The sequence below is a fragment of the Salinicoccus halodurans genome (assembly GCF_900114445.1).
Classification (GTDB): Bacteria; Bacillota; Bacilli; order Staphylococcales; family Salinicoccaceae; genus Salinicoccus; species Salinicoccus halodurans.
Map to the genome: position 1 here is coordinate 187,479 of NZ_FOTB01000001.1, position 18,319 is coordinate 205,797.

Below are 18,319 nucleotides of genomic sequence, written 5' to 3' on the forward strand. Positions count from 1 at the left end.
ACAGAGAACTTATTGATGAAGACGGCTTAAGGCTGTCTTTTTTAGTTTTTCAGACAATGAAAACCCCGGCATTCATATGCCGGGATTTTCTTTATCTATTGTGGAATATTCGGCAGATCTTTTGTGGCAGGGATATTGATGACATGTGAATCTACATATTCCAGCATGCCTTCCTCACCATATTCACGGCCGATGCCGGATTGTTTTACGCCGCCGAATGGGAAGCGGATATCAAGACCCTGTATGGCCGCTGTATTGACCATTGTCACACCGGCTTCAATGTGTCTGGAAACTTCGATGGCATGATCTTCTTCGCCCCAGACTGAACTTGTAAGGCCGAGTTCGCTGTCATTCGCAAGTTCGATGGCCTGTGCGTCATCTTTGAATTTGAGGATGGGCACTGTCGGGCCGAACTGTTCTTCGGCAACAATGCGTGAATCATAGTCGGCACCGAGAACGATGGTCGGGTACATGAAGTATCCTTTTTCAAAGAATTCTTCATCATCCACTTTCCCGAGCTGTTTGATTTCATATCCCTGTTTTTTGGAATCATCGAGCAGACTCTGGACGAATTCAAGCTGGTTTTTATTGTTCACGGGGCCGACCGTCGTTTCTTTTTTCGTCGGGTCTCCGATCCTCAGCCATTTATTCGCCGCTTCGATATATTTCTCGATAAACTGATCATAGATGGATTCATGGACATACATGCGTTTGGCAATCATGCAGATCTGTCCGCCTGTCAGGAAGTTGGAGATGACGACACGGCGCATCGCCGCTTCATCGTTGACATCGAAGTCATCGAGGAAGATGGCCGGATCATTGCCGCCGAGTTCGAGTGTTACATTTTTGATTGTTTCAGCTGCAGCTTTCATGATGTGCTTGCCTGTATTCGTACCGCCGGTAAAGGCGATTTTGCGCACTTTATCGTTGGAGGTCAGTTCAATGCCGACATCTGCATCCCCGTGGACAATATTCAGCACACCTGCCGGGAATTCTTCTGCAATCATGTGTGTCACTTCGGTTACTGTCAGCGGTGCCATCGGACTCGGCTTCAGCACCATCGTATTGCCGGCAAGCAGAGCCGGTGCAATCTTTTCTGTCGACAGTGCGAGCGGATAGTTCCACGGGCTGATGGCGGATACTACGCCGATCGGTTCATGGCGCAGCACATTTTTACCGCGCTCATCTTCGTTGATTTCCTCTTTGTATACCCGTTCGGCATTTTCGGCTGCATATTCCATGAACATGATGGAAACAGTCAGTTCACCTTCGGCATCATAGAGCGGCTTGCCGTGTTCACGGGAAAGGAGTTCAGCGAGATTATGCTGATTATCCTTGATCTTCTGTATGCCTTTCTTCATCCGTTCAATGCGGTCCTTCATTTCAGTCTTTCTCCATGCACCGAACGCAGCATCTGCTGCATCAATTGCACGCCTGGCATCCTCGACCGTGTTGAGCGGCCAGTAGCCCGCCGTCTCATCTGTTTTCGCCGGATTCACACGGGGTTCGTGCTCCCCGGATTTATATACTTCACCATTAATATATGCTTCTACTGTATGTGGTTCATTGTTTGTTGCACCCATAATAAAAATGTCTCCTTATATATTAATTATCCAGTAAATATATTCCCATTGCATATATGAATAAACATTGCGGTCATTCCTGTAACAGTGTCTGTTGTTTGATATTAAGGTTTGAGGGAAGATGTAGTTTTCATTATGCAGAATAGCGGGTTAGTTTTTTGAAGCGGCTTTACGTGTAGATTGTTACTGATAGTATCAGGGAATCCCTTTGGGTATAATATACCAAAGGGATATTTTTATGGAGGAGATGCCGTGATCCAATATTATATGGTTGCATTGATCTTGATTGTGCCTGCCGCTTATTTCATAGTGAAACAGAAAAGTCGAATTTCGAAAAGAATGGGATTTTAAGCTGGATTCTGTTGGTTTTTTATTTCCCGGCGGAGGTTCTTGCGATATCCGGCACGACATCTGCGTATAACTTCATGATGCAGCCCATGAGCGATCTCGGTGTCACGGAGTGCATGGCGCATGCGTACAGTCTGGCACCGTATCATATTTGTTCACCGTTAAGCGGATTGATGAATATCACCTTCATCATTACGGGGGTTCTGATCACTTTAGGCGCAATCCTCCTGCACCGGTTTTGGGGGGACAGTGGCCGGACGGGGACTGCGACTGGCATGTGGATCCTGTACGGGCTGGGGTACAGCGTTTCAGGCATCTATCCTGCGGACATCAATTTTTGGATATATACAGTTTTTTTCACTGCCAGGCATGTTTCTGCAGATACCGGCAATGCTCATCATTGCAAAAGCTGTCAGGAACAGAATGCCGAAACTCGCAGTCTGGACGTACATTTGCATGGGCTTATCCGCTTTAAGCCTGATTGTGCTGGTCATCGGGATTTGCACCGGGATTGATGCAGCGCCTGCTATATGGATCCGTGTGGCTCTGGATGGCTGTGTCGGCGTTTATTTTATGGAAGGGGGAATAGATAAATGCTATGTCATGGGATTTGATCCGGGGGTCAATTTCGTATCTGCATACTATCCTGAAACCAGGGTGAAAGCAGCAGTATGTTCAAATCATGAGGACGGGGCATATGAGGTTTTATCAGCAATAGAAGAAGCGCTTGAATAAGGGAAGTAACATCAGTAAACAGGGGATGGGAATCGAATGCAATTATACTATGAAGAAACCGGGGCCCAGGACGCACCGGTCATCGTGTTCATACACGGAATCGGTGCAGGCAGCTGGATGTGGTGGGAGCAGACAGAGGAATTCGAAGATTACAGATGCATAAATGTTGATCTGCCCGGGCACGGGAATAGTGTGGATGTGCCCTGGGTGTCAGTGGATGATACCGCAGGAAAAATCATTCAGCTGATTGAAGGGAACTTTCCGGGAGAGAGGGTGCATATCGTTGGCCTGTCACTCGGCGGCCATATGGTGATGGAGCTGATACTTAAATATCCCGGTATGTTCCAGAGTGCGTTCGTCAGCGGAATTACAACACGTCCTGCAATCAACTGGCTGACGGGTAAAATACAGATCTATATGTTTGAAAGGATGAAGAACAACCCGAAGGCAGTGGAGAGACTGGCAGAAGAGCGTTACCGGTTGGAGGGTGAAAGAAAAATCCAGTTCAAAAGAGACCTGGATAAAATGTCCATGGAGACGTACAGTGAAATCGTTGATGAGGTGCTGCGGTTCAAACTGCACGATGGATTCAGGACAGTGGATGTTCCGCTGATGGTAACTGCAGGCGAAGATGAATCTGCAATCATTAAAGAATCCGTGTTCGAAATACCAGAAATGATGCCCAATGCGTCAGGAAAGCTCATCCCGCAAGCGGGTCACGGCTGGAATGTGACGATGCCGAAAACTTTCAATAAAGAGTGCAGACATTGGATTGAAGCACATGCATAGAAAAAACGAAACGGACATTATGAACAGAGCATAATGTCCGTTTCGACGTATGCTGGAGAGTTGATAGTCGTTCGAATCAAAAGTCTGTTCAAAATCCTCAGTCATTAATCTCATCAAGTGCATTCAATATTTCTTTCTGTGCGCGTTTTCTGTGGGATTCCATCACGACCCTTGCGGCTTTTCCATCATGTGTACGGAGGCACGCAATCATGGCTTTATGTTCAATGATGGACATTTCCGGCACAGGACGATGATTGATGGTGTACAACCGGGCTTTGTATAATTTATCCGAGTAGATATCGAGTACTTTATTCAAGCTGTCGTTTGTGGAAAACTCTATGATCTTATTGTGGAATTCATCATCGAGCTTTGCCCATTCCCTGAATTCCCTGTCAGCGAGCACCTCTTCCTGCCGTACAACAAGTGCTTCGAGTTTATCTATTTCTTCATCATCTATGTGTTTAGCTGCAAGTTCTACCGCAAGGCCGTCGAGTGCCGCATTCATCTGATAAATATCGCTCAGATCGTTTTTTTCGATCGGCTCTACATAAAATCCTTTTCTGGGTATGAGCTGCAATGCGCCTTCATTTTCAAGTCTTACCAGTGCTTCTCTCACCGGGGTGCGGCTCATTTCAAGTGTTTCTGCAACTTCCCGTTCAAGAATCGTTTTTCCTGGCGGCAGCACCAGATTCCGGATAGCCTGTCTGATGATGGCGTAAGCCCTTTGCGGGAATCTCATTGAATCCAGATTGTCCATGTTATTTACGAAAAGCTTCAGATTTTCCAATATTGCTTCATTTGTCAGTTCAGCTGCTGCTGAAGTTTTGCCACGTCGTGCCATGGGATCATTCCTTTAAATAGAATATATTTCTGATTATACATTACATACAATAAAATTAATAAGTCCAACCCCGAGTGTGGATCGGACTTATCATTTAAAATGCTGCCATCAGATCTTTGAAGACGATTGGCACATAGAAATAGACGACCAATACCGATATTGCGATAGATATGACGTTGAGCCATATGCCCGTCATGGCCATGCTCTTCATTTTCACGTATCCTGTACCGAATACAATCGCATTCGGGGGTGCCGCAACCGGGAACATGTATGCGAATGTTGCACCCATATTGGCAGCAACCATCAGGATGATCGGATTCATGCCCAGGGTGGTCGCAACGACTGCCACGATTGGATATGCCATTGTGGAAGTCGCAGTATTTGATGTGAACTCGGAAAGTATAGTGATCGTTGCAACAATCAATGCGATTGCGATTACGGTCGGCATGGCTTCGAAAGCACCGAGCTGGCCGCCGATCCACTCATCCAGGCCGGAATTCATGATGCCGGCAGCAAGTGCAAGACCGCCCCCGAACAGCCAGAGGATGCCCCACGGGAGTTTGAGTGCCGTGTTCCAGTCCATGATGGCACCCGGTTTATTTTTAGCGGGTATCAGGAATAAAGCCACACCGCCGAGAAGTGCAATCAATGCATCATCCAGGCCGGGGATGAAATTATTCAGGAAGAAGCTGCGCGAAATCCATGCCAGTGCAGTCACTGTGAACACTGTCAGTACGACTTTCTCTTCATAGGACATGCCGCCAAGATCCTTCAAGTCTTTCCTGATGATTTCCCTGCCGCCCGGGATGCCCTTCAGATTCATGCGGAAGGCGACTTTCGTCAGATAGAGCCATAGAAGCGGAATCAGCACCGCAACTAACGGTAAACCGAACAGAAGCCAGTTGGCGAAGCTGATTTCAAGATTGTAGAGACTGTTCAGCGTTCCTGCAAGTATGATGTTTGCCGGCGCGCCGATCAGTGAGCCGAATCCCCCGATAGTAGCGGAGTAGGCCAGGCCGAGCATCAAAGCTGTCCCGAATTTGAATGTGCCCGGTGTTGTATCCGGTTTGTTGTCGAGAGGTGCGTTTGCTGAAACCTGATCTGCAAACTGCTTGGTCACAGCAATCGCAATCGGTACCATTAGCATTGTCGTTGCTGTATTTGAAATCCACATGGATATGAAGGCAGTCGCGATCATGAATCCGAGTATGATGGTATTCGGATTGGTCCCTACAAAAGCGATGATGGACAGGGCGACTCTCTTATGAAGGTTCCATTTCTCCATCGACAGGGCAATCATGAAACTTCCTGCAAACAGGAAGATCAGGGAGTCCCCGTATGATGCAGAAACCGCGTCCATCTCCATGACACCCCCGAGCGGGAATAAGATGAGCGGAAGCAGGGAAGTGATCGGAATCGGAACAGCTTCCGTGACCCACCATACAGCCACCCATAATATTGCGGCGAGCACCGTATTTGCCTCCTCCGGCATCCCGGCCGGTGTCGGCATGATTTTGACGAGTGTGAATAACAACGGTCGGAGTACGAGGCCGATTTTCTGAGGCATCGAAAAAGTAGGCGGGCGTTCATTATTATTACTGGGTGGTTCTGTCACTTTCTTATATGCCTCTTCAAGTTCATCCTCCTTGCTTTTCCCTTCTTTAGGCTTAGTCGGTGTCAGTACGCTGAATGCAAAGCTGAGCAGGTGCCTTACCTGCCGGTCCCATGACCACATCAAATTCCAAAAACTTCTGAGTAAAGCCATAATATGAATCCCCCTTTGTTTGTTAACGCTTTCAAAATTATAAGTATTTTAAAATTTCTGAATCTATGAATTGGATGTTACAACAATGAATACGTTATTGTCAATATAATATTTAAAAAAGAATAAATTAATTAATATTTGACTTTAATGAATACGTTATTGTAGTATTGAGATAATTTAGAAAACAAAGGAGGAAATTGTATGACTAAGAAATTTAAGATAGCGGTAATCCCGGGTGACGGTGTCGGCAAAGAGGTAGTGGCAGAGGGGATCAAGGTTTTGGACCACTTGGCCCAAGAATCCAATGGAAAGTTCGAATTCGAATATGATCACTATCCTTGGGGATGCGAGTATTATTTGGAACACGGCAAAATGATCTCCGATGACGGCGTTGAAAAAATGAGGGATTATGATGCAATTTATTTTGGGGCAGTCGGATTCCCGGGTGTGCCGGACCATGTCAGCCTGTGGGGACTGCGCCTCGCAATATGTCAGGGGCTTGATCAATGGGCGAATATCAGACCGGTTGAATTCCTGCCGGGCGTTCCGCGCAGGATTACACATCCGGATGCAGATAATCTGAACTGGATTTTGATCCGTGAGAACTCCGAAGGTGAATATTCAGGCATCGGCGGCCGTAACTTTGACGGACGCGGGGAAGGAAAGGAAGTGGCAGTGCAGACTTCGCTGTTCACAGAAAAAGGTTGCGAACGCATCATCAGGTTTGCATTTGAAACAGCACGTACAAGAAAAAGAAAGAAAGTCACCAGTGTAACGAAGAGTAATGCGCAGCAATATGGAATGGTATTATGGGATGAAGTGTTCGAACGTGTGAGCAGGGAATACCCTGATGTTGAGACAGATCAGTGGCTTGTCGATGCAATGGCGGCGCAATTCGTCATGCATCCTGAAGAACTGGAAGTGGTGGTTGCATCAAATCTGTTTGCCGATATCCTGTCAGATCTTGGAAGCGCATTATCAGGCAGCCTCGGTATCGCATCCAGTGCGAATCTCAACCCTGAAGGCCGTACTCCGAGCATGTTCGAATCCGTCCATGGATCCGCTCCCGATATTGCAGGTAAGGGAATTGCCAATCCGATCGGTACAATCGACAGTGCCTCACTCATGCTTGACCACCTTGGACTTGAAGAAGAGGCAAAAGCACTTCATGAAGCAATCAGGGCAACGACCGGCAAAGGCATTCTGACACGTGATATCGGTGGCAACTACGACACTGAAGATGTGACAGGGGCAATCATAGAAAACCTCTCCGTTGTAACAGATAAGGCATAATCAAATCTGTTTTTACAGACATGGTCAGGAGCGAAAAAGATGAAAGTCATAGTTGGAATGGATTCATTCAAAGGAAGCATATCTTCAATGGAAGCCAATCAATCTGTATCTGATGCAATAAAATCCGTCTGTCCCGGTGCCCAGGTGAAATCCTTCCCTATGGCAGACGGGGGAGAAGGGACAGTTGAGACGCTGGTGGATGGCATGGACGGCATACTTGTCAATACGACAGTGACCGGTCCGGCTGGTCCACCGGTCCAATCATCCTACGGCTACGTTGAAAGTGAAAATCTCGCAATCATCGAAGTCGCTGCAGCCTGCGGATTACCTTTATTGAACAGCGGTGAACTCGATCCGTACGCTGCGACAACTTACGGTGTGGGGGAACTGATCAGTCATGCATACGAAAAAGGCGCGCGGACATTTATCATCGGTCTCGGCGGCAGTGCTACCAACGACGGTGGTGTGGGTATGCTCCAGGCGCTGGGATATCAATTTTTGGATGAGGAAAACCGGGAAATTGAGTTCGGCGGCGGTGCATTGTCATCCATCAGTGAAATCAGGCGGACGCCGGAAGTGGATAAGTTTGAAGATTGTATCTTCAGGATTGCATGTGATGTTTCCAATGTATTGTATGGCGGACAGGGCGCAACTTATGTATTCGGCCCTCAAAAAGGTGCAGATGAAGCGGCTCTGTCATTGCTCGATGCAGGAATGAAACATTATGCGGATCTTACTTCAGAACAGATGGGTATTGATATCTCCGGAGTCGAAGGCGGTGGTGCCGCCGGCGGACTCGGTGCTGCGTTCCATGGTTATCTCGGCGGACAGCTGGAATCAGGCATAGAGCTCATCATGGATATATTGAAAGTGGAGGAGGCGGCGGAGCATGCGGATCTGATCATCACCGGTGAAGGCAGGCTGGACGCCCAGACATCCATGGGTAAAGTGCCCGCGGGTCTTGCAGGACTGGCAGGAAAATATGGGGTCCCGATCATTGCGGTCGGCGGAAGTCTGACAGATGATGCCTATGCTCTGAACGATGCCGGAGTAGATGCCGTATTTTCCATACAGAGTTCGCCGGTTTCCATTGAAGAAGCCATGCAGAGCGAACTGACCCGGTTCAATCTGGAGCACACGGCCGGTCAGATAATGAGAGTGATGAAATTGAATATATGAATTGAAATACCCGGTCCATATTCAGTGTGGACCGGGTATTTTTGAGGTTAACGTACGTTTGGATGGATCTTAAGCATACGTTAGGAGTTTAATGTACGTTCAAAGTGTGTTTCGGTGTACGTTAAAAGTTTAAACAGTGGATAAAGTCAAAAACGAAGAAACGTCAGAACAAATCATCCCTGAATAATCTGTCTGAGCTGTTCGATTTTATCGGGAGAGATTCTGCTCTCGAATGTGCCGTCTTCTCTCACGCCAGTACCGAAATGTATGGCTTCCGGAGCAGTCTTCTCAAAGATTTCCGGCACATTCCCCAAGTTGATTCCGCCACCAGGCATAATCGCAATATCCAGTTTTCCACCCAGGTTTATGAGCTTTTTCAACTGCTCAATATTATCGGCACTCGAACCGGGACCGCCCGATGTCAAGACAGTCTTAATCTGTGGATACCTGCCAAGTGTCTTTAAAGCATCCACCTGATCTTCGATTTCGTCAAATGCCTTATGGAATGTGATTTCCATATTTTCGGCAGCTTCGATCAGTCTTTCCAAAGAAGTGGTATCCACTACTCTATCCCTGGTAATGACACCAATCACTATGCCGTTGGCACCCATACTTCTTACATATTCAATGTCTGTAATCATCTGAGTGATTTCATCTTCTGTATAACTGAATGAATCATCATGCGGCCGGATCATCACGTTTACAGGAATTTTTGATTCACTCACTGCATCACGGATCAGCCCGCGTTCAGGCGTCAATCCATCTTTGTCCATTTCCCCGCACAATTCTATGCGATCGACATCCATACGATTGATATCTTTCACATCTTCCAAATTAGCTGCAATGATTTCTAAAAGCATTATTACACCTCTTAATCTATAATGAAGGTATTCGATACAATTCTAACGGACTCAGCGGAATAAAAGAAATCTACTGTTGAAAAGGAGAATGGATATGAAACGGTTACTTGACTGTACTGCATCAGATTTCAAGCGGATGAATGGACAGGAACTGAAACAATCGATCAAGGCGAGTGAGGGCAGGACGATGCTGTCGGAAAACATGGCGACGGTGCCGCCGCTTTATCCAAACGTTACAAACTCAGAACTTGCGGCATCATTCGGTGCGGATCTTTTATTGCTCAATATTTTTGATGTGTTCAATCCGGGAATAAAGGGAGTGGAAGCGGAAGACAGTGGTAAAGTTGTGGAAGAAATCAAGCATCTTACGGGTCGTCCTGTGGGTGTGAATCTGGAACCAGTCGATTTGAACGCAGAAAGATTGGAAGAACTGGATATACTTGAAACCGCCAGGCAGGCGACTGAAGCATCGCTTAAAGAGGCAAAAACCCTCGGTTTTGATTTTGTCTGCCTGACTGGAAATCCGAAGACCGGCGTAACAAATACTGAGATTGTGGAAGCTGTAAAGAAAGCGCGTGAAGTGTTTGGGGATGAAGGACTGATTATAGCAGGCAAGATGCACGGTGCGGGAGTCACAAATGAAACAGGCGGAAGTATCATAACAGAAGATGACCTTTCGAATTTCATAGAAGCGGGAGCGGATGTCATTCTGATGCCGGCTCCGGGAACCGTGCCCGGCATCACTCTGGAAAAAACAGAAAAATATGTCCGGTATGTACATTCGAAAGGTGCGCTTGTAATGCTCACAATCGGTACGAGCCAGGAAGGTGCGGATGAGCAGACGATCATGCAGATAGCACTCAACGCCAAGATGGCCGGCGCCGACATCCACCATATCGGTGATGCGGGGTTTTACGGCATCGCAGTACCTGAAAACATCTTTGTGTATTCCATCGCAATCAGAGGCAGAAGACATACATTCAGCCGCATGGCTGTTTCGATTAACAGGTAAGCAATCAAAAAATTTATATTGCCACAATTCCCATTGAGTTTTTAAAACTTTTTTTGTAAGCGCATACCAACTATTAAGCAATAGGGATAGGAGGATTTAAGATGTGCTAATTTTCACATTTTAGTTTGATTCGTCCCGATATATTTGTTAGGTTGATTTAGTGACTGTCGTTTTGAACGGGTGCATCAGACAGTTTAATTTATTGAAAAAATCAACAAAAATTTTGGAGGGATTAAATGAGAGAAAGAGCAAAATTGGATCATTGGGTTTTTTGGCCGGCAATCGTAGTGTTGCTCACATTAACGTTATTATTAATTATTTTCCAATCTTCAGCAGAACCATTTCTTAATGGAATGCTCTCTGCAATTAATACTCGGATGGACTGGATTTTCCAATTTTTAACTTTTGGTTTATTTGTACTTTTACTTTGGATTGCTTTTGGAAAATATGGAAAAATAAAGCTTGGAGAAGGGAAGCCGGAATTCGGCAATTTCAGCTATGGCGCAATGTTATTTTGTGCGGGGATGGGAACAAGTATAATGTTCTGGTCCATCATTGAGCCGATGTACTACTTCCAAGGACCGCCGTTCGGTTTTGAACCCGGCAGTGATACTGCAGCAGAATGGTCAGTTGCATACGGCATGTTCCATTGGGGCATTTCAGCGTGGTGTATCTATGCATTCCCGACGCTTGTCATAGCATATTCGTTCTTTATTAAAAAGAATAAGTCACTTAAAATAAGCCAGGCAGTCAAAGGTGCTTTGGGTAAATATTCTGATGGGAATATAGGTCGCATCATTGATATTCTTGTAATTTGGAGTTTAGTCGGCGGTCTGGGAACATCTCTTGGACTTGGTGTCCCAATGGTTTCTGCCGGTATAGGTCATCTTCTTGGGATAGAGCAATCTGTTTTTCTCAGCATCGTCATAATGATAATCTGGACGCTCATCTACATAACAAGTGCATCTCTGGGATTATATAATGGTATACGTAAATTAAGTAACTTAAACGTTTATCTGGCATTGGCTTTAGCTCTGTTTGTAATCATTGCAGGTCCAACAGGGTTTATATTGACATACTTCACTGACAGCTTCGGTATTATGGCTCAAAACTTCCTGAGGATGAGCTTCTATACAGATCCTATTACAGGCGGTGGCTTCCCACAGTCATGGACTGTATTCTACTGGGCTTGGTTTGCTGCTACTGCGCCGTTTATGGGACTGTTCATTGCGAGGATTTCCAAAGGACGCTCTCTTAAAAGCCTTGTCCTTCACATTTTAGGATGGGGATCGCTTGGTAGCTGGTTGTATTTCGCAGTATTCGGTGGATATACGATGAACCTGCAGCAAACAGGAAAACTGGATGTAGTCGGCAGTATGGCTGAAGTCGGAGACGCTTCAACAATCATCAGAGTGCTTGAAACCTTGCCTGTCAGTTATATTGCGATTTTATTCTTCGTCATTCTAGGATTTATATTCCTGGCAACATCATTAGACTCAGCCTCTTATATATTAGCATCCACTGCTTCAAAGACACTTGAAGAAGGTGTAGAACCTCCGATTTGGCATACTATTGTCTGGGGCCTGATTATGGCATTGTTATCTATTTCTCTGTTGCTCATTGGAGGCTTGAATGTTGTTCAGACATCAGCTGTAGTGGTGGCAGTGCCTGTAGTAATTCTTTATATACTTCTGATCATTTCACTGTTCAGATGGTTTAAAGAAGATTTTCCAATGAAAGAAGGAGACTAATAAATGGGCGTTTTTGACGTAGATTATAATAAAATACAAGAACGAACTGATTTTCCGTATGAAGTGGAAATCACACATCATACATGGATTGAAATGTCAGATGGTACAAAGCTATCTGCCAAGATTTGGCAACCTAAAAATATTGATAGCGAAACAAAAGGTGCGGTGCTTGAGTATCTGCCGTATAGAAAAGATGAATTTACAGCATTGAGAGATGAAATCCGTCATAAATATTTTGCCGGATGCGGCTATACTTCAATCCGGGTGGACATCAGAGGGACCGGTGATTCCGAAGGAATCATTGAAGATGAATACCCGAAACAGGAGCAGAATGATGCGCTTGAGGTGATTTCCTGGATTGAAAAGCAAAAATGGTCCAACGGATCAGTGGCAATGATTGGTAAGTCATGGGGAGGGTTTAATGGCCTTCAGCTTGCTGCACTTCAGCCACATGCATTAAAAACGATTATTACTCTATGTTCAACAGATGATCGTTACGCGGATGATGTACATTATAAAGGTGGTACAATGATGGCATCTGACATGCTTTGGTGGGCATCAACGATGTTTGCATATAATGCACGACCGCCCTTCCCAAGATTTGTAGGGGAAAGCTGGTATGACATGTGGATGACCAGAATGGAAGACACACCTCCATTCGTCGAGGAGTGGGTTTCTCATCAAACCAGAGATGACTATTGGAAACATGGCTCCATATGTGAAGACTACAGTGATATAAAAATACCTGTCCTTACCATGAGTGGATGGGCGGATGGTTATACGAATGCTCTATTTCGTTTAATGGACAATCTGGATGTTCCTAAAAAAGGGATAGTTGGCCCTTGGGCACATGAGTTTCCGGATATGGCCATCCCGGGACCTCAAATGGGATATTTACAGGAAGTCACTGAGTGGCTGGATCAATGGATGAACGATGAAGGGAGCAAGGAGCACACAGATGAATTCCTTGTATACGTTCAGGATAGTGTTGAGCCTGAAACGACTTATGAGTATAGAAAGGGGCGTTGGCTAAATCTTTATAACGAAGATGAAGAGCAAATAGATCTTTTCAAAGAGATTACCGGGGAAGTAAACTTGCTCAACAGACAACAGCATGGTTTGTACTCTGGTGTCTACTGTCCATTCGGTCAGGAAGGTGATCTTCCGGATGATCAGACAATTGATAATGCATTAGCAACTTCATTCATGCTTCCTGTACAAAAAGAGGCTATCAATATTGTTGGTCAACCTTTAGCAAAAATTAGAGTTAAAACTGATTCCAAAGAGGCAAATATCCATGTAAGGGTCACCGATGTGCATCCAACAGGTGAAAAGACTTTGGTTACTAAAGGACAGCTCAATTTAAACCATTATAAAAGTCATGAGTTTCCCGAAGATCTTCCACTAGATGAATATATTTATGTTGAGGTGCCACTTGATGTGATCGGTTACCAAATTCCAGAAGGACATAAGATTGAAGTATCCGTATCGCCGACATATTGGCCACAGATCTGGCCGGACAAGGAAGTCGTCAATTTGTCTGTAGATATGAGTGACTCTGAACTCATCATTCCACTGATCAATGATTTTGAAGAAATCCATCTGAAACACGAGCAGGCAGAAACTGCATCACCTTTGGAGAAAATTATTCATCGGGATGGTTCGAGAACGCGTAACATCATTAAGCGTCTTACAACAAATGAATGGGTGCTGGATGACTTTTCAGATGAAGGATTGCGTACTTTGACTGATTTGAATATTACGTATGGTACTACAAATCACAATGTGTATACAATAAAAGAAAATGACCCGCTTTCTGCAAAAGTGGAATGTGATTGGACTGTAACCGTCAAAGACGATGATATTGATACTGAAATGGAAACGAAAAGTGTCATGTCCTGTGATGAAAACTATTATTATTTAACAAATGAACTTATCGCCTTTAACAATGGAGAAAAATGCTTCAGCAAAATATGGGAGAAAAAAGTTCCCAGATACTATACATGATGCATTTGAAAATATGCCTGTGATATTTATTATCATAGGCATATTTTTTATCAGCCGATGAGCCGACTGCCAGCATAATCATTCTTCATAAGTTTTTTGAAAGTCAAATGTGAGCGGTGTAGTTTTTCTTATCAATAAACGATGATATAATAAGATTAACTTATGATATAGGAAAGAGATGAATTTTATTGAGCTATATCAGTCTCGTATTTATTGATGTCATCGTGCCGATTCTGATTTTGCTCGGCATTGGGGTGCTGCTCCAGAAGAAATTTCAGTTCAGGCTCAGGCCGATTGCCAATCTGGTGACATACTGTTTTATGCCGGCAGCGGTATTTATAAATATATACCACGCTGAGATTGATGTTTCCCTGCTTGCACAGCTGTTCATATATCTGGCATTGTTTATCACAATCATGATCATTATCGGAAACATTTTCGCGAAATTATTGAAGCTGGAAAGAGGAGAAGAAACTGCAATCAAGAACAGCATCTCCCTCATGAACTCGGGTAACTACGGTCTTCCGGTCAGCCAGCTGGTCTTCAGCGCACACCCGCTCGGTGTTTCCGTGCAGGTTATTGTACTGGTCGTGCAGAATCTGCTGACCTATACGTATGGATTGTACAATCTGATTTCTGCTTCGAAATCCTTTATAGAACTCCTGCGCGAATTGATGAAACTGCCAATCATCTATGCACTCGTGCTGGCAGCACTTCTTAAAATATTCGATCTGCCCATCCCGAATTTCGCACTGGTGCCGATCGAACAGCTCGCAGGCGGATTTGCCGCTCTCGCCCTGATACTTCTCGGCATGCAGCTGGAGAGCATCCAGATCAGAACGTTCCATAGAGTCATCGGATGGTCCCTCCTCGGCAGACTGGTTTTAGGACCGGCAGTTGCGTTCGGTCTCATCTACATGCTTGGTATGGACGGCGTCATCGCACAGTCACTGCTCATCGCAAGTGCCTTCCCGACTTCAAGGAATACGGCCACCCTTGCGCTTGAATATGATGTTGAGCCGGAACTTCATGCACAAGTCGTCCTTTATTCGACACTGCTTAGCAGTATAACGGTCACATTCGTCATTTATCTGGCAATGCAACTGTTCTGATATGAGTATCAGCCACTTCAATTTCGAAGTGGTTTTTATTTTATTCAAATTTTATATATTTTCGATTGCTAAAAGGTAATATGATGAAGTAATATACTCTTAAGTTTTTGAATAAAGGGATTCAAAACGAAAAAAATTTGAATTTATGAATAAAGGGGTACCGCGGATGAAAGACGTTGTAAAGTATCAGCCGAAACCTAAAGGGAATTATACACTCGCGACACGATTTGAAAACATCATCTATACAGCAGGCATGACGCCTACGGTGGATGGTGTATTGATAAAAAGAGGAAAACTGATGGCAAGCCATTCGGAAGATACGTACCGGCAGATCGTGCAACAGGCGACATGCAACGCTCTGACAGCAGCAGAAAATGCACTGCAGTACGGGGAGGAAATTTCACAGGTGATCAACATGACAATCTATATCAACGCAGAAGAGAGGCTCAACGGACATGCCCGCCTCGCTGATTTTGCTTCAGCTTACCTGTCAGAAGAGCTGGGTGAAAGAGGAATCGGCAGCAGGACAACAGTAGGAGTGAGCTCACTTCCGGGAGATGCGCCTGTAGAAGTGCAGTTGGTTGTCGGTGTGAAATAACATAGAAAACGGATGAACAATTTGAGATGTCCATCCGTTTTATTTTTCATAAATTTCCTTACTCTGTTTCTGTCTCTTCCTATATAGAGACAGGGTCACACCGGCGATAATCAAAACTGCACCTATGATTTCAGTAACTCTTACCGTGCTCCCCAAAACCATCGCCGCTCCAACCATTGCGACAAAGGGTTCCATGTTCATAAGCAGCGATGCATTCGCTGCTCCGACTTTCGGCATCTCCCTGTTCCAGATCATATTGCTCAGTCCATGGACGATGATTCCACTGATGATCAACAAAAGCCACATCAGCAGACCGGCTTCAGCCACTCGCACGTAATCCGCAGCAGGCAGGAATGGAACCAGAACAATCAATCCAAAAGTGTTGGATAATAAAGTGATCTGAATCGCATTGATATATTTGGACATCCACTGTATCAGCACCATGAAAATCGCAAAAGTCAGCATTGTCAGTATGATTACAGACTCACCGGTGCCAAAAACGATTGCACTGCCGTCAAATGTACTTAACAGCACACCGAAGAGGGCGAGCAGTGCTCCCATCCAGAACTTCAGACCACGCCGCTCACTGAATACAAATACAGTGAGAATCGCCGTCATAATCGGTGCAAGACCCAGAATAAGCGCTGAAGTAACCAGGTTTGCCGTTACCAGGCCAAGGAAGAAAGTATACTGATTCGCAGCAATACCGATGATTCCGGAAAGTATGATGACCAGTCAGACCTTAAGAGGCACTTTCGGCATCGTGAAGTATCTCGAAGCAAAAATCCAGAGGAACAGATTGATAGCAATCAGCCGGATGATTGTGATGCTGTAGGGGTCGAAGTAATCGACAAGGATCTTTCCAATGATGAAGTTGCTGCCCCAGATGATGACACAAAGCAGAAGAATGGGGTAAGTCAGCCATTTCATGACATGTGGAGGCAAAGTAAATTGAAATCTGTTCAAATGATAATTAATCCACCTTTTAATTTAAGATTAATGTATCTATGATGCGATTTTTCTTTATCAGACATCAATTTTAACACTCTGGAGGACAAAATTAAGTTCCGGTTTCTAAGTACAAACTTATAACCTGGGCCTTTCCGATATGATATTTTAAAACTTCTCATTCCCAACTGAATCTTTTATCGACTGAGAATGGTTGCTGTCACTTTTACTGTACGATATTCTATCATTCAATGCGCCGTTCCCGACAAGCCGCAGCATGGTTTTATACAACAGCTCTGTTCCTGTTGCAATGTCTTCATCTGTTGAATACTCTTTCGGATTATGACTGATGCCGTCTTTACACCTGACGAATATCATTCCCATATCGCATGCATCTGCCATATGGCTGGCATCATGGAATGCACCGCTCATCAAAACGGGCGGAGCGAGGCTCATGGAATCACTTTCCTCTTGCATGATGGTCATGATTTTTTTGCTCGAGTCTTTGGGAGATGTCCCGCCATCATCTGTTATTTCAAAATTCAACCAGTGCTTTTCTGCTGCTTTTTCTACAGTGTCTCTTAATTGCTGTTCATAATCATTGCGCCGATCCAAGTCTATATCCCGCAGATCGACGGTGAATTCAGCTCTTTCTGGAATGATGGACCGTCCGCCTGGGAAGACTTTTAAATCGCCTATTGTTCCTACGGTTGGTGCATCCGGCTCTGACTGAACAATTGTATTGAATGCGGTGATGATTTCCGCAGCGCCGGTCAATGCATCCTGCCTCATTTTCATCGGGACGGTTCCGGCGTGTCCCGCAAATCCTTCTAATTTTACAGTCAGCCATCGTGGACCTGCAATGCCGCTGACGATGCCGATGGGCTGGTTTTGTTCCTGGAGCTTCGGTCCCTGTTCAATGTGCATTTCTATATAGGAGGAGATTTGCTCCTCATCGTATTCGGATTCATGCAGTTTATCCGGATCGGCTCCGAATTCAATCAAAGCCTCTCTCCTTGTCACGCCATCCTCGTCAGCTCTTTCAAGTTCACCGGATTCCAGCTGGCCGAGTATGCCTCTGGATCCGAACAGACCAACGCCGAAGCGGTGTCCTTCTTCATCACAAAATGAAATGATTTCTACCGGAGAGTCCGGCACAATATCTTTTTCCATCATCGTCTGGACCGCTTCAAGTGCGCCCAATACACCGATTGTTCCATCATATCTGCCCCCGTAGGGCTGTGAATCTATATGGGAACCCAGCATGACCGCTGGGGCATCCGGATTTTTCCCTTCCAGCCGTCCAATCAGATTTCCGAAATTGTCGAAGCGTGTCTTCAGCCCCGCTTCGTCCATCCATTTTCTGACCAGTTCCAAACCTTCCTTGTATTCTTTTGAGAGAGCGAGCCTGCATACGCCCGTCTCACCGATCTTGCCGATTTCTGCAAGTTCCGATAATCTTACGGAGAGTCTGTCTTTATTGATAGTGAAGTCCATA

15 protein-coding genes and 2 pseudogenes are annotated in these 18,319 nt (G+C 45.2%); 10 read left to right on the top strand and 7 right to left on the bottom strand.

Going from position 1 to position 18,319, the window contains the following annotated elements; translation table 11 throughout:
• Positions 1-95: 95 nt before the first annotated feature.
• On the bottom strand, positions 96-1,583 hold the full coding sequence (locus tag BM271_RS00925; protein WP_046789771.1) for an aldehyde dehydrogenase family protein: 1,488 nt from the start codon (positions 1,581-1,583) through the stop codon (positions 96-98).
• A 362-nt stretch (positions 1,584-1,945) separates the two neighbouring features.
• On the opposite strand from BM271_RS00925, the pseudogene BM271_RS14645 reads away from it, so the two are divergent.
• The 3 genes and pseudogenes from BM271_RS14645 to BM271_RS00935 all read left to right on the top strand — a co-directional run.
• Positions 1,946-2,254 (top strand): annotated as a pseudogene (locus tag BM271_RS14645) (DUF998 domain-containing protein); the annotation flags it as partial.
• A 46-nt stretch (positions 2,255-2,300) separates the two neighbouring features.
• The gene (locus BM271_RS14355; RefSeq protein WP_234960357.1) at positions 2,301-2,666 is read left to right on the top strand and encodes a hypothetical protein; all 366 of its coding nucleotides are present in this window, start codon (positions 2,301-2,303) and stop codon (positions 2,664-2,666) included.
• Between the two features lie 36 nt (positions 2,667-2,702).
• Positions 2,703-3,455, top strand: a complete 753-nt coding sequence (locus BM271_RS00935) for an alpha/beta fold hydrolase (RefSeq protein ID WP_052749836.1) — start codon at positions 2,703-2,705, stop codon at positions 3,453-3,455.
• Positions 3,456-3,552: 97 nt separating this feature from the next.
• On the opposite strand, the gene BM271_RS00940 is transcribed toward BM271_RS00935, so the two are convergent.
• Positions 3,553-4,296, bottom strand: a complete 744-nt coding sequence (locus BM271_RS00940; protein ID WP_046789773.1) for a GntR family transcriptional regulator — start codon at positions 4,294-4,296, stop codon at positions 3,553-3,555.
• Between the two features lie 94 nt (positions 4,297-4,390).
• The gene (locus BM271_RS00945; RefSeq protein ID WP_046789774.1) at positions 4,391-6,061 is read right to left on the bottom strand and encodes an SLC13 family permease; all 1,671 of its coding nucleotides are present in this window, start codon (positions 6,059-6,061) and stop codon (positions 4,391-4,393) included.
• Positions 6,062-6,262: 201 nt separating this feature from the next.
• Between BM271_RS00945 and BM271_RS00950 the strand changes: the two genes are divergently transcribed.
• Together BM271_RS00950 and BM271_RS00955 are read left to right on the top strand one after the other, a co-directional pair.
• Positions 6,263-7,354: a tartrate dehydrogenase gene (locus tag BM271_RS00950; protein WP_046789775.1), complete on the top strand. Its 1,092-nt coding sequence runs from the start codon at positions 6,263-6,265 to the stop codon at positions 7,352-7,354.
• Positions 7,355-7,393: 39 nt separating this feature from the next.
• Entirely contained in the window at positions 7,394-8,533 is a 1,140-nt protein-coding gene (locus tag BM271_RS00955; RefSeq protein WP_046789776.1) for a glycerate kinase family protein, read from the top strand.
• A gap of 173 nt (positions 8,534-8,706) precedes the next feature.
• Here BM271_RS00955 and BM271_RS00960 read toward each other — a convergent pair whose 3' ends face one another.
• Positions 8,707-9,393, bottom strand: a complete 687-nt coding sequence (locus tag BM271_RS00960) for a copper homeostasis protein CutC (RefSeq protein WP_046789777.1) — start codon at positions 9,391-9,393, stop codon at positions 8,707-8,709.
• Between the two features lie 94 nt (positions 9,394-9,487).
• Between BM271_RS00960 and BM271_RS00965 the strand changes: the two genes are divergently transcribed.
• From BM271_RS00965 to BM271_RS00985, 5 genes are all read left to right on the top strand, one after another.
• Complete coding sequence (locus BM271_RS00965; protein ID WP_046789778.1) at positions 9,488-10,405, top strand: DUF7916 family protein; 918 nt, start codon at positions 9,488-9,490, stop codon at positions 10,403-10,405.
• A 236-nt stretch (positions 10,406-10,641) separates the two neighbouring features.
• Positions 10,642-12,156 carry a BCCT family transporter gene (locus BM271_RS00970; protein ID WP_046789779.1) on the top strand — a complete coding sequence of 505 codons (1,515 nt, stop codon included), beginning with the start codon at positions 10,642-10,644 and terminating at the stop codon, positions 12,154-12,156.
• Between the two features lie 3 nt (positions 12,157-12,159).
• Entirely contained in the window at positions 12,160-14,163 is a 2,004-nt protein-coding gene (locus tag BM271_RS00975; RefSeq protein WP_046789780.1) for a CocE/NonD family hydrolase, read from the top strand.
• A gap of 188 nt (positions 14,164-14,351) precedes the next feature.
• Entirely contained in the window at positions 14,352-15,275 is a 924-nt protein-coding gene (locus BM271_RS00980; protein ID WP_046789781.1) for an AEC family transporter, read from the top strand.
• 166 nt (positions 15,276-15,441) lie between these two features.
• The gene (locus BM271_RS00985) at positions 15,442-15,873 is read left to right on the top strand and encodes a RidA family protein (RefSeq protein WP_046789782.1); all 432 of its coding nucleotides are present in this window, start codon (positions 15,442-15,444) and stop codon (positions 15,871-15,873) included.
• Between the two features lie 39 nt (positions 15,874-15,912).
• Here the strand turns inward: BM271_RS00985 and BM271_RS14620 are convergent, their stop codons facing one another.
• The 3 genes and pseudogenes from BM271_RS14620 to BM271_RS00995 all read right to left on the bottom strand — a co-directional run bounded on the left by BM271_RS14620 (position 15,913) and on the right by BM271_RS00995 (position 18,318).
• Positions 15,913-16,407, bottom strand: a complete 495-nt coding sequence (locus tag BM271_RS14620) for a DMT family transporter (RefSeq protein ID WP_420806922.1) — start codon at positions 16,405-16,407, stop codon at positions 15,913-15,915.
• A pseudogene (locus tag BM271_RS14465) lies at positions 16,405-16,803 on the bottom strand (DMT family transporter); the annotation flags it as partial. The gene BM271_RS14620 and the pseudogene BM271_RS14465, both read right to left, overlap by 3 nt.
• Positions 16,804-16,989: 186 nt before the next feature.
• Complete coding sequence (locus BM271_RS00995) at positions 16,990-18,318, bottom strand: M20 family metallo-hydrolase (protein ID WP_082103653.1); 1,329 nt, start codon at positions 18,316-18,318, stop codon at positions 16,990-16,992.
• Position 18,319: the final 1 nt, after the last annotated feature.

Excerpts from the sequence above, each read along its gene's own strand:
- BM271_RS00925 (WP_046789771.1), bottom strand. The coding sequence starts at position 1,583 with ATGGGTGCAACAAACAATGAACCACATACAGTAGAAGCATATATTAAT.
- BM271_RS14355 (WP_234960357.1), top strand. The coding sequence starts at position 2,301 with ATGTTTCTGCAGATACCGGCAATGCTCATCATTGCAAAAGCTGTCAGG.
- BM271_RS00935 (WP_052749836.1), top strand. The coding sequence starts at position 2,703 with ATGCAATTATACTATGAAGAAACCGGGGCCCAGGACGCACCGGTCATC.
- BM271_RS00940 (WP_046789773.1), bottom strand. The coding sequence starts at position 4,296 with ATGGCACGACGTGGCAAAACTTCAGCAGCAGCTGAACTGACAAATGAA.
- BM271_RS00945 (WP_046789774.1), bottom strand. The coding sequence starts at position 6,061 with ATGGCTTTACTCAGAAGTTTTTGGAATTTGATGTGGTCATGGGACCGG.
- BM271_RS00950 (WP_046789775.1), top strand. The coding sequence starts at position 6,263 with ATGACTAAGAAATTTAAGATAGCGGTAATCCCGGGTGACGGTGTCGGC.
- BM271_RS00955 (WP_046789776.1), top strand. The coding sequence starts at position 7,394 with ATGAAAGTCATAGTTGGAATGGATTCATTCAAAGGAAGCATATCTTCA.
- BM271_RS00960 (WP_046789777.1), bottom strand. The coding sequence starts at position 9,393 with ATGCTTTTAGAAATCATTGCAGCTAATTTGGAAGATGTGAAAGATATC.
- BM271_RS00965 (WP_046789778.1), top strand. The coding sequence starts at position 9,488 with ATGAAACGGTTACTTGACTGTACTGCATCAGATTTCAAGCGGATGAAT.
- BM271_RS00970 (WP_046789779.1), top strand. The coding sequence starts at position 10,642 with ATGAGAGAAAGAGCAAAATTGGATCATTGGGTTTTTTGGCCGGCAATC.
- BM271_RS00975 (WP_046789780.1), top strand. The coding sequence starts at position 12,160 with ATGGGCGTTTTTGACGTAGATTATAATAAAATACAAGAACGAACTGAT.
- BM271_RS00985 (WP_046789782.1), top strand. The coding sequence starts at position 15,442 with ATGAAAGACGTTGTAAAGTATCAGCCGAAACCTAAAGGGAATTATACA.
- BM271_RS00995 (WP_082103653.1), bottom strand. The coding sequence starts at position 18,318 with ATGGACTTCACTATCAATAAAGACAGACTCTCCGTAAGATTATCGGAA.